The 11,548-nt window shown below is 64.9% G+C and carries 6 protein-coding genes and 3 rRNA genes; 4 read left to right on the top strand and 5 right to left on the bottom strand.

Annotation, left to right across the window (positions count from 1 at the left end):
- The first annotated feature begins 110 nt into the window (after positions 1 to 110).
- The gene (locus LCD33_RS05755) at positions 111 to 974 is read left to right on the top strand and encodes a hypothetical protein (protein WP_224977589.1); all 864 of its coding nucleotides are present in this window, start codon (positions 111 to 113) and stop codon (positions 972 to 974) included.
- Positions 975 to 1,056: 82 nt separating this feature from the next.
- Positions 1,057 to 1,890 (top strand): hypothetical protein, encoded by an 834-nt coding sequence (locus LCD33_RS05750; protein WP_224960504.1) that lies wholly within the window; start codon positions 1,057 to 1,059, stop codon positions 1,888 to 1,890.
- Between the two features lie 43 nt (positions 1,891 to 1,933).
- Here LCD33_RS05750 and LCD33_RS05745 read toward each other — a convergent pair whose 3' ends face one another.
- Positions 1,934 to 2,437, bottom strand: coding sequence for a hypothetical protein (locus tag LCD33_RS05745; RefSeq protein WP_224960506.1), 504 nt, complete (start codon positions 2,435 to 2,437; stop codon positions 1,934 to 1,936).
- The gene (locus LCD33_RS05740) at positions 2,434 to 3,849 is read right to left on the bottom strand and encodes a wax ester/triacylglycerol synthase family O-acyltransferase (RefSeq protein WP_224968155.1); all 1,416 of its coding nucleotides are present in this window, start codon (positions 3,847 to 3,849) and stop codon (positions 2,434 to 2,436) included. The genes LCD33_RS05745 and LCD33_RS05740 overlap by 4 nt, the downstream gene beginning before the upstream one ends.
- A 68-nt stretch (positions 3,850 to 3,917) precedes the next feature.
- Here LCD33_RS05740 and LCD33_RS05735 point away from each other — a divergent pair, with 68 nt between their 5' ends.
- Entirely contained in the window at positions 3,918 to 4,679 is a 762-nt protein-coding gene (locus tag LCD33_RS05735; RefSeq protein WP_224960508.1) for an RNA methyltransferase, read from the top strand.
- A 541-nt stretch (positions 4,680 to 5,220) separates the two neighbouring features.
- Here LCD33_RS05735 and rrf read toward each other — a convergent pair.
- The 3 genes from rrf to LCD33_RS05720 form a co-directional block, all read right to left on the bottom strand.
- A 5S ribosomal RNA gene (rrf, locus tag LCD33_RS05730) occupies positions 5,221 to 5,338 on the bottom strand.
- Positions 5,339 to 5,451: 113 nt separating this feature from the next.
- Positions 5,452 to 8,540 (bottom strand): 23S ribosomal RNA (locus LCD33_RS05725).
- Positions 8,541 to 8,794: 254 nt separating this feature from the next.
- A 16S ribosomal RNA gene (locus tag LCD33_RS05720) occupies positions 8,795 to 10,320 on the bottom strand.
- The 16S, 23S and 5S rRNA genes sit together here, the layout of an rRNA operon.
- Before the next feature lie 643 nt (positions 10,321 to 10,963).
- Here LCD33_RS05720 and LCD33_RS05715 point away from each other — a divergent pair.
- Complete coding sequence (locus LCD33_RS05715) at positions 10,964 to 11,494, top strand: Rv3235 family protein (RefSeq protein ID WP_224967514.1); 531 nt, start codon at positions 10,964 to 10,966, stop codon at positions 11,492 to 11,494.
- Positions 11,495 to 11,548: the final 54 nt, after the last annotated feature.

The raw sequence follows: 11,548 nt of genomic DNA, 5'->3' as shown, positions 1-11,548 counted from the left end.
GGAAAGCCGCAACGCCGCGGAAACCTCGACGACTCGAACGGCACCTGTGCTCGCCGCACGGCGTTGCTAGCGTCGGACGCGGACGTCGTCCCCCGACGAGGAGCTCGACCATGCCCCGAGTCCGCCACGCCACCCCGCTGACCGCCGTTCTGCTCGGCGCCCTCGCCGCGGTGAGCTGCGCCCCCGCGCCCGCACCGCAGCCCTCCAAGCCCGCCGCCGCGCGACCCGACCCGCGCCCGTCCGCCGAACCGCTGCTCGCCGACGTGCTGCACCGCATCGACGAGGAGGGCAGCGTGCGCAGCAGCGTGCGCGGCGACCTCGGCTTCGTCGGCGAACTCGCCGGCGATGGCGCGGTGCGCTACACCGCCGACCGCGCCGACGTGGCCCTGCACGGCACCACCAAGCCGGCCGCCGCCCAGCCACCGCAACCGGTGGAACTCGCCGTGGTCGACGGCGTCGGCTATCTGAAGTCGCCGCTGCTGCAGCCGGAACCGGGCAAGCCGTGGCTGCGGCTCGCCGCCGACGGCACCGACTTCGCCGCGAAGCTGCTCTCCCCCGCCCTCCGCCAGGTGCAGGACGCCGCCGATCCGCGCGCCACGTTCGCCGGGGTCGCCGGCGCCACCAGGATCCAGTCGAGCGCGCCGGAACAGGTCGACGGCACCCCCACCACCCGGTACAGCATCCGGGTGCTCACCGCGCAGGGCGCCGCATCCGCGCCCGACGAGCAGCAGCGGACCCGGCTGCGCAAGGCCGCCGACGCGGGGCGCACCGAGATCGGCTACGAGCTGTGGCTCGACGACCGCGGCCTCCCCGCGCGGTTCGCCGCCACCGAGCAGGTCGCGCAAGCCGGGCAGGTATCGCTGACCTCCACCTACCGCGACTGGGGCGCGCCCGTCGACATCGCGCCGCCACCCGCCGACCAGGTCGGGGCCTTCCCGGACGGCCCGCTGCCCGGAGCGCAACCGCCGCGTTGACGAACTTCCGCGAACAGCCCACAACGGTCGAACCGCGCTGCTAGCTTCCTCTCGCCGATATTGATCAGGGGAAGGAAGTTCCGTGCGCCGCACGAGCATCGCAGTGTGCACCGTCGCGTTGACCGCGACCTTGGGGGGATGTGCCCTCGGTCAGAACCCGGGTGGTGCCGGGGAGACCGGTTCCAGCGACTCCGGGGCCCAGCAGGGCGGGGCTTACAGCGACCTCGCCTCGCTGGTCTCCGGCGCCTCCCAGGTCATGGACGACAGCAAGTCGTACAAGCTGAAGCTGAACGCCACGCTCGGCAGCGCCGGTGGACTCCAGAGCGACTGCGACGTCGACGCCGCCAAGTCCGCGATGAGCTGCACCGGCACCACCGGTGAGATCATCGTCATCGACGGCGAGACGTACATGAACAACCCGCAGCTGAACTCGATGGGCGGGGACCCGGGCAAGCCGTGGGTGCACATCGCCCAGAACAGCCCCGCGGCCGCCGTCGGCGGCGCGCAGTCCACCGCGCTGTCCGAGGCCGCCGACTTCCGCAAGCTGCTGCCGGAAGGCTCCCAGTTCACCGCGGCGGGCTCCGACACCGTCGACGGGACGCAGGCCACCAAGTACGAGGTCGTCACCAACATCAACGACGTCGTCGGCTCCGCCGAGGGCATCCTCAAGCAGAGCTACGAGATGATGCTGAAGGCCGGTGTCACCGAGCTCAAGCAGACCGTGTGGGCCGACGAGGAAGGCCGCCCGCTCAAGGTCGAGCAGGTCACTCCCCCGATGAACATCGCGGGCCAGCAGGTCGGCGAATCGACCACCACCCTCACCTACTCCGACTGGGGGAAGCCGGTCAGCGTCGCGAAGCCGGACGCCTCCCAGATCCGGGAGTTCGAGATGCCGGGTCTGCCGCAAGGCCCGTGAACCGCGACCGGGCGGGGCGCCACGCGCGCCCCGGCCGCCCGGGTCACATCAGTTCCAGCAGGAACGGAACCTCCTGCGGCGCGTACCAGGACAGCTCGTGGTCCTCGGCCTCGCCCAGCACGAACTCCGCGTCCGGGTCCCCCAGGTCCGCCGAGTCGATCACGCCGGCGGCGGCGCGCACCGCGTCCTCCGCGTCCGGCGAGTCCACGTGCACGGCCGCGACCTTCTTCCACGGCACCGGCCCGGACAGCCGCACCACCGCGTGGTCCAGGTCCGGGCGCAGCGCCACGTCCTCGACGTCGGCGGAGATCACCACCCGGCGCAGGTCCGCCTTCTCGTCCTCCGCGAGCTCGCTCGCGATCAGCCGCAACGAGGCCCGCGCGGCCTCGCGCATCGCGGCGTACTCCAGCTCCTCGGTGTCCCCCGCCGCGTACGACTCCCGCAGCGCGGGCGTCAACGCGAAACCGGTGCCGCTGAGCGGCTGGATCTGCTGGTCCTCCACCAGGCCGCGCGTCATGCGCACCGTGGCGGGCAGGTAAACCCTCATCCGTCGACCGTCCCGATCATCTCTTCCACTGACTCCCCGATCATGGCCGCGAGCACGTCCACATCGGACATGGCGTCCCGGTCCCCGTTCAGGCCGAAGTACACCCCTCCGTCGTAGGAGGTCACCCCGATCGCCAGCGACTGGTTCTTCGCCAGCGGCACCACCGGGAACATCTCCGTCATCTTCGCGCCCGCCGCGTACAGCGGTACCTGCGGGCCCGGCACGTTCGTCACCAGCACGTTGAACAACCGGTCCGAGAAGCCGTTGGCCACCCGCGCCCCCAACGCGTGCAGCGTCGGCGGGGCGAAACCGGACACGCCCACCAAGGCCTCCGCCGCCACCGAGCGGCCCGATTCGGCGTGCGCCCGCAACGCGTGGCTGATGTGGTGCAGCCGCAGCACCGGGCTCGGCTCCCCCACCGGCAAGTCCACCAGGTAGGCCGCCACCCGGTTGCCGTCCGCCTTGGAAACCTCGTCGGCGCCACCGGAATCCGCACCGCGCACCGACACCGGCACCATCGCGCGCAGCGTCGTCGAACCCGACACGACCTCGCCCCGGGACAGCAGCCAGTTCCGCAGCGCCCCCGCCACCACCGCCAGCACCACGTCGTTCACCGTGCCACCGTGCGACTGCCGGACCGCGCGGAAGTCGTCCAGCTTCGCCCTGGCCACCGCGAAGCGGCGTTGCGTCGACGTCGGCCCGTTCAGCGGCCCGCCCGGGGTGGGCACCGCCGCGGCCCGCACCGCCGAGGCGAGACCGCCGAGCGCCCCGGTCACCTTCCGCACCGTCGCCGCCACGTCCCCGACCGCCGAGCGGGCGTTCTCCACCACCTCGCCCGGACGCTGCACCGCCTCCGTCACCGCCTCCAGCACCAGCTGCGCGGGGCTCGGCTCCGGCCGCGGCATCCACAGGTCCTCGACCTCCTGCCGCTCCGGGGACGTCGACCGATCGAAGATCACCTGCCCGATGTCGAGCGCGCCGATCCCGTCCACCATCGCCTGGTGCGTCTTGGTGATCACCGCGACCCGGCTTCGGGACAAGCCCTCCACCAGGTACAACTCCCACAACGGGCGCTCCGGGTCCAGCTTGCGGGACATCAACCGGGCCACCAGCTCGTGCAGCTGCTCGTCCTTGCCCGGTTTCGGCAACGCGGACCGGCGCACGTGGTAGGTGATGTCGAAGTCCTGGTCGTCCACCCACACCGGGCGCGCCAGCTTCCCCGGCAACTGCCGCACCTTCTGCCGGTACCGCGGCACCATCGCCAGCCTGCGATCGATCATCGAGAGCACGTGGTCGTACTCGAACCCGCTGCGCGGCCTGCGGAACACCGCCACCCCACCCACGTGCATCGGCGTCGTGTGGTCCTCCAGGTACAGGAACGAGGCGTCGAGTGCGGAGAGGCGATCGGGCATGCCCGCGATACTGGCACACCATCGGCCTGCTCAGAGCGGTCGCGTCGCCTCGTGTGACACTGGACCGCGTGACCAGCACTACCTCACCCAAAGATCGGTTCGTCACCGTCTACGGCCGGAAACCGGTCCTGGAGGCGCTGTCCGACCTGGACCTGCGCGTCGACAAGGTGATCATCGCCGAGGGCATCGGCGGCCCCGCGATCAACGAGATCAAGGAAGCCGCCGCCGACCGCGCGGTGAAGGTGCAGCGCGCCAGCGCGCACCGGGTGAAGGTCCTCGCCGGCAACGGGCGGCACGACCAGGGCGTGCTCGCCGACGTGGTGGCGCGGAAGATGCGCCCGCTGGTCGACGCCCTCGACGACCCGGCCACCGCCCCGCGGCAGGTCCTGCTGCTGGACGGGCTCACCACGCCCGCGAACGTCGGCATGATCCTGCGGACCGCCACGGCCGCGGGCATCGACGGCATCATCGTTCCGCACCGCGGTGTCGCCGGGCTGGACCCGCTCGTCATCAAGGCCTCCGCCGGCGTCGCCTTCCACGCGCCGGTGCTGCGCTGCACCACCGCCGGGGATGCCGCCGAGATGCTCACCGACGCCGGCTATCCGCTGTACGCGCTGGAGGCCACCGGGGCGGAGAGCATCTTCGAAGCCGACTTCGGTTCTCGGGCCGCGTTCGTGCTCGGCAGCGAAACGGCGGGGCTCTCCGAAGAGGTCGGTACCCGCATCGCGCAGCGGCTCGCCATCCCGATGCGGGGTGGTGTCGAATCGTTGAACGTGGCCAGCGCGGCCGCGGTGCTCTGCTTCGAGCTGCTGCGGCGGCGCGGGGGCTGAGCTGCGGTTCTCCGCTTCGTCCTGGTGAAGCCCCGGTGCTGCGGCACGGCACCGGGGCTTTTTCCTGCTCGTTGTTCAAGTGCGGCTATTAGCAGTGAATGCGGCCTGGAGGCGCGTCGTTCGAGCCGGCCGCTTCGTCGGTGCGTGGGAATGTCCGCTGGCGCGCGGGGGCGACTTCGCCGGCGGGGCGAGGTTCAGCGCACGTTCGGCCGTTCGCCTGGGAGGGACGTCGTCGAAGATGCGAACGGGAGGCGTTGCGGCCTGCAAGCGGGACAAAGGGGCCGGTAGCCAGAGGGTGGCGTCATGCCATCGTCGAAGACCAGGCCCCACCACCCGCACCCCAACGCCCCACCCGCTGGACCCGGTGCCGAGGTCCTGCCAAGGAACACAAAAAAAGGGGGGCCGGTCCCCAAGTAGTGGCCTTCAAGCCACTCCCTGGGGACCAGGCCCCCATCATCGTCTTCACCCCAGCCCCTTGACGGTCCTGGAAAACAGAACACGCCCCCGCACCAAGTTCCGGGGCGTGTCCCCTCATGAGTATTGTCGGCGGTGTCCTACTCTCCCACACCCTATCGAGTGCAGTACCATCGGCGCTGGAGGGCTTAGCTTCCGGGTTCGGAATGGGACCGGGCGTTCCCCGCTCCGCTAAAACCACCGACAAATCCAACCACACCAACACCCCACCAAGGGGCGCCATGTGAAACCTCTATCCAATTCAACAACCAACCGGTTGCTGCCTCAGACACCGTATAGTGGATGCGTAGCAATCTTCGTGAACAAGTCCTCGGCCTATTAGTACCCGTCCACTCCACACATTACTGTGCTTCCATGCCGAGCCTATCAACCCCATCATCTCTAGGAGGCCTTAACCCACAAAAGGGGTGGGAGACGTCATCTTGGAACAGGCTTCCCGCTTAGATGCTTTCAGCGGTTATCCCTCCCGAACGTAGCCAACCAGCCCTGCTCCTGGCGGAACAACTGGCACACCAGAGGTCCGTCCGTCCCGGTCCTCTCGTACTAGGGACAGCCTTCCTCACATCTCCTACGCGCGCGGCGGATAGGGACCGAACTGTCTCACGACGTTCTAAACCCAGCTCGCGTGCCGCTTTAATGGGCGAACAGCCCAACCCTTGGGACCAACTCCAGCCCCAGGATGCGACGAGCCGACATCGAGGTGCCAAACCATGCCGTCGATATGGACTCTTGGGCAAGATCAGCCTGTTATCCCCGGGGTACCTTTTATCCGTTGAGCGACACCGCTTCCACCAGCCAGTGCCGGATCACTAGTCCCTGCTTTCGCACCTGCTCGACCTGTCAGTCTCACAGTCAAGCTCCCTTATACACTTACACTCAACACCTGATGACCAACCAGGCTGAGGGAACCTTTGGGCGCCTCCGTTACCCTTTAGGAGGCAACCGCCCCAGTTAAACTACCCACCAGGCACTGTCCCTGAACCCGATCAGGGTCCGAGGTTCAGATGCTCAGAACGACCAGAGTGGTATTTCAACAACGACTCCACACCCACTAGCGTGAACGCTTCACAGTCTCCCACCTATCCTACACAAGCCGCACCGAACACCAATACCAAGCTATAGTAAAGGTCCCGGGGTCTTTCCGTCCTGCCGCGCGAAACGAGCATCTTTACTCGTACTGCAATTTCACCGGGCCTGTGGTCGAGACAGCGGAGAAGTCGTTACGCCATTCGTGCAGGTCGGAACTTACCCGACAAGGAATTTCGCTACCTTAGGATGGTTATAGTTACCACCGCCGTTTACTGGCGCTTAAATTCTCCGCTTCACACACCCAAAGGCATGCTAACAGGTCCTCTTAACGTTCCAGCACCGGGCAGGCGTCAGTCCGTATACCTCGTCTTACGACTTCGCACGGACCTGTGTTTTTAGTAAACAGTCGCTTCTCCCTGGCCTCTGCGGCCACCACCAGCTCCCACCGCACGGGTGTTCACCAGCAATGGCCCCCCTTCTCCCGAAGTTACGGGGGCAATTTGCCGAATTCCTTGACCACAGTTCACCCGACCGCCTCGGTATACTCTACCTGACCACCTGTGTCGGTTTCGGGTACGGGCCATGCACACACATCGCTAGAGGCTTTTCTCGGTAGCACGGGATCACTGACTTCACCACAACGGCTACGCATCACCCCTCACCCTTCACACCGCCCGGATTTACCTAGACGGCAGGCTACAGGCTTACACCAGTACTACCACTCACTGGCACAGCTACCCCACTACGTCACCCCATCACTTGACTACCGCAGAATCAGGTCCCATGCACTCACACAACAACTCCGAAGAGCCACCATGCTCGCGGATGGTTAGTCTCAACCGTTTCGCCATGGGCGCGTGCACACGGGTACGGGAATATCAACCCGTTCTCCATCGACTACGCCTGTCGGCCTCGCCTTAGGCCCCGACTCACCCTGGGCGGACGAACCTGCCCCAGGAACCCTTAGTCAATCGGCGGCAGAGATTCTCACTCTGCTCTCGCTACTCATGCCTGCATTCTCACTCCCACACACTCCACGCCACGGTTACCCGGACGCTTCACCGCATGCAGGACGCTCCCCTACCCAACAAGCCACAAGGACTCATTGACACGGCTTCGGCGGTGCACTTCAGCCCCGCTACATTGTCGGCGCAGGACCACTTGACCAGTGAGCTATTACGCACTCTTTCAAGGATGGCTGCTTCTAAGCCAACCTCCTGGTTGTCTGGGCAATCCCACATCCTTTCCCACTGAGCACACACTTAGGGGCCTTAGCCGGTGTTCTGGGCTGTTTCCCTCTCGACGATGAAGCTTCTCCCCCACCGTCTCACTGCCGCGCTCTACCCAGGCGTATTCGGAGTTTAGCTGACGTCAGTAACCCATAAGGCCCATCAACCAACCAGTGCTCTACCCCACCCAGGAAACACACGACGCTGCACCTAAATGCATTTCGGGGAGAACCAGCTATCACGAAGTTTGATTGGCCTTTCACCCCTACCCACAACTCATCCCCCAGGTTTTCAACCCTGGTGGGTTCGGGCCTCCACACGGTCTTACCCGCGCTTCACCCTGGCCATGGGTAGATCACTCCGCTTCGGGTCTGCACCACGCGACTCCACGCCCTCTTCAGACTCGCTTTCGCTCCGGCTACCCCACAACAGGTTAACCTCGCCACGCAGCAGCAACTCGCAGGCTCATTCTTCAAAAGGCACGCCATCACACAACCCAAAGATCATGCTCTGACGGATTGCAGGCACATGGTTTCAGGAACTATTTCACTCCCCTCCCGGGGTACTTTTCACCATTCCCTCACGGTACTATCCACTATCGGTCACCAGGAAGTATTTAGGCTTAGCGAGTGGTCCCGCCAGATTCACAGCGCCCTCCACGGAAACGCTGCTACTCGGGAACAAATCCACACGTATCGCATGTGCTTTCGCCTACGGGACTCTCACCCACTCCGGCCAGGCATCCCAACCTGTTCAACTAACACACACAACCACGCTGAAACGGTGACAGCCGCCTCCAGACAAGCCCCACAACCCCAGACACGCAACCCCTGCCAGGTATCCCACGCGCCCGGTTTAGCCTCCTCCGCTTTCGCTCGCCACTACTCACGGAATCACCAGTGTTTTCTCTTCCTACGGGTACTGAGATGTTTCACTTCCCCGCGTTCCCTCCCAACACCCTATACATTCAGGTGCAGGTGACCCGACATCACTCGGGCCGGGTTTCCCCATTCGGACATCCTCGGATCACAGCTCGGTTGACAGCTCCCCGAGGCATTTCGCAGCCTCCCACGTCCTTCATCGGCCCCTGGTACCAAGGCATCCACCATGTGCCCTACATAACTTGGCCACAAAGATGCTCGCATCCACTATACAGTTCTCAAACAACAACCGAAAAGACACCAACCACAACCCACAATAAGGGCCGCAGTCACCAGTGTGTCCCCTCAGACACCCAACAGCGTGCACGACAACGAAAACTCCGAGCGGCATTTCCACTAAATCCTCGAGCACCCAGAACAGAAGAACACATGTCTTCTCAACCCTGGACACCCCACCAACACCAGTCGAAACCAGTGTCCGCGGATGTGTATTGCTCCTTAGAAAGGAGGTGATCCAGCCGCACCTTCCGGTACGGCTACCTTGTTACGACTTCGTCCCAATCGCCAGTCCCACCTTCGACCACTCCCCCCGGGCGAACCGGTTGGGCCATGGGCTTCGGGTGTTACCGACTTTCATGACGTGACGGGCGGTGTGTACAAGGCCCGGGAACGTATTCACCGCAGCACTGCTGATCTGCGATTACTAGCGACTCCGACTTCACGGGGTCGAGTTGCAGACCCCGATCCGAACTGAGACCGGCTTTAAGGATTCGCTCCACCTCACGGTATCGCCACCCTCTGTACCAGCCATTGTAGCATGTGTGAAGCCCTGGGCATAAGGGGCATGATGACTTGACGTCATCCCCACCTTCCTCCGAGTTGACCCCGGCAGTCTCCTGCGAGTCCCCACCATCACGTGCTGGCAACACAGGACAAGGGTTGCGCTCGTTGCGGGACTTAACCCAACATCTCACGACACGAGCTGACGACAGCCATGCACCACCTGCACACAGGCCACAAGGGAAACCCCCTCTCAGGGGCGATCCTGTGCATGTCAAACCCAGGTAAGGTTCTTCGCGTTGCATCGAATTAATCCACATGCTCCGCCGCTTGTGCGGGCCCCCGTCAATTCCTTTGAGTTTTAGCCTTGCGGCCGTACTCCCCAGGCGGGGCGCTTAATGCGTTAGCTACGGCACAGGAACCGTGGAAACAGTCCCCACACCTAGCGCCCACCGTTTACGGCGTGGACTACCAGGGTATCTAATCCTGTTCGCTCCCCACGCTTTCGCTCCTCAGCGTCAGTATCGGCCCAGAGACCCGCCTTCGCCACCGGTGTTCCTCCTGATATCTGCGCATTTCACCGCTACACCAGGAATTCCAGTCTCCCCTACCGAACTCAAGTCTGCCCGTATCGACCGCACGCCCACCGTTAAGCGGCAGGTTTTCACGGCCGACGCGACAAACCGCCTACGAGCTCTTTACGCCCAATAATTCCGGACAACGCTCGCACCCTACGTATTACCGCGGCTGCTGGCACGTAGTTAGCCGGTGCTTCTTCTACACCTACCGTCACCCGAAGGCTTCGTCGATGTCGAAAGAGGTTTACAACCCGAAGGCCGTCATCCCCCACGCGGCGTTGCTGCGTCAGGCTTTCGCCCATTGCGCAAGATTCCCCACTGCTGCCTCCCGTAGGAGTCTGGGCCGTGTCTCAGTCCCAGTGTGGCCGGTCACCCTCTCAGGCCGGCTACCCGTCGTCGCCTTGGTAGGCCATCACCCCACCAACAAGCTGATAGGCCGCGGGCTCAACCTGCACCGCCGGAACTTTCCACACGCAGACCATGCGGCCACGTGTCCTATCCGGTATTAGACCCCGTTTCCAAGGCTTATCCCAGAGTGCAGGGCAGATTACCCACGTGTTACTCACCCGTTCGCCACTCATCCACCCCCGAAAGGGCTTCAGCGTTCGACTTGCATGTGTTAAGCACGCCGCCAGCGTTCGTCCTGAGCCAGGATCAAACTCTCCAACAATGTCTCAGAGAAAATCCTGCCCCGAAAAAAACGAGGCACCCCGGCCATCCAAAGAAAACCGAGGCATATAATTCATCAAGATGAGTTTACCACTCACCATCATCGGCACGCTGTTGAGTTCTCAAAGAACACACCCACACCATCACCCACAACCCCTGCATTCAGGGTCGCGAACTCCGGGGAGTCGTTATTTCGTCTTTCGTTCTTGCGATGTTTCAAACTCTAGCAGGCCCGATTTCCGGCCGTTTCAGGGGGGTCAGTTCCGCGTTCCCGCATCCCGCCACACCCACAGGCGAAACATCCGCCACCGGCCTGCCGTTTAGAGTTGATCCATCAGGTCACTCACTCTACCAGTCACCTGGAAGCCCGTTTCGCGACCCCGCCGCACCCGGCCCGATTCGTTTTCGGCCCGTTCCGTGCTGGCAGAAAGAAATCTACAGGACGCCCACAGGGCCCTGAACACCACCCCCCTCTTAAGGGGAAATCGCAGGTCACGGCGGATGAACGCCGGGTTGCGCCGGCTCGGGCCTCGGCTCACACCTTCGGGGCGATCTCGCCGGGAGACGACCGTGATCCGGGGTCTCGGCCCTCTACCCCACGAGACCGGCCGACTCCGGTCGCCGCGAACCGCCCTGGAGGTGCCATGCCCGCCCCCGCCACACCGCTGCCGCCCACTGCTCGCTCCACCGGGAACCCGGTCCGCCGAGAACCGGTGCACGCGGTTTCCGGTCACCCGGTCCCGGTCCACGCTTCCGCGGTCATCCCGGCTCCGGTCCGCCCGGACCGAGAACGCACGGTCCCGGAACGAGCGCCTGCCGTTCCACGGCGCACCCTGTTCGCCAACCCGGCCGGTGCACCGGCCGACCGCAGCTCCGGCGCGCTCGCGGCCAGGCTCGGCGAACCGGTGGTGGACGTGCTGCTCGGTCGTCGGCCGCTCAGCCAGATCAAGTCCCGGATCTCCCCCGCCGTGCACGCCCTGCTCAAGTCGAACGCGCTGCGGCAGGTCCTGCACGAGCCGCGGGCCCGGCTGCACTCCCTGCACGCGCGTCCGGTGGGCGCGGACCTGGTCGAGGGCTGCGCGGTCATCTCCTCTCCGAAGCGGACCCGCGCGGTCGTGCTGCGCTGGGAGCGGGGTGAGGCGGGATGGCTGTGCACCTTCCTGGCCGCCGTCTGAAAGCCGGGCCCCGACACGACGGCGCCCCGCACTCGACGGGGAGTGCGGGGCGCC

Source organism: Saccharopolyspora sp. 7B, from assembly GCF_020177435.1.
In the GTDB taxonomy this organism is placed as follows: domain Bacteria; phylum Actinomycetota; class Actinomycetes; order Mycobacteriales; family Pseudonocardiaceae; genus Saccharopolyspora_C; species Saccharopolyspora_C gregorii.
The sequence above is the reverse complement of the archived record's forward strand: the minus strand, read 5'-3'. Positions and strand labels throughout refer to the sequence as shown.

What these genes read in the sequence shown, in the direction of transcription:
- LCD33_RS05755 (WP_224977589.1), top strand. Translation starts at nt 111, where the DNA reads ATGCCCCGAGTCCGCCACGCCACCCCGCTGACCGCCGTTCTGCTCGGC.
- LCD33_RS05745 (WP_224960506.1), bottom strand. Translation starts at nt 2,437, where the DNA reads ATGAGGGTTTACCTGCCCGCCACGGTGCGCATGACGCGCGGCCTGGTG.
- LCD33_RS05740 (WP_224968155.1), bottom strand. Translation starts at nt 3,849, where the DNA reads ATGCCCGATCGCCTCTCCGCACTCGACGCCTCGTTCCTGTACCTGGAG.
- LCD33_RS05715 (WP_224967514.1), top strand. Translation starts at nt 10,964, where the DNA reads ATGCCCGCCCCCGCCACACCGCTGCCGCCCACTGCTCGCTCCACCGGG.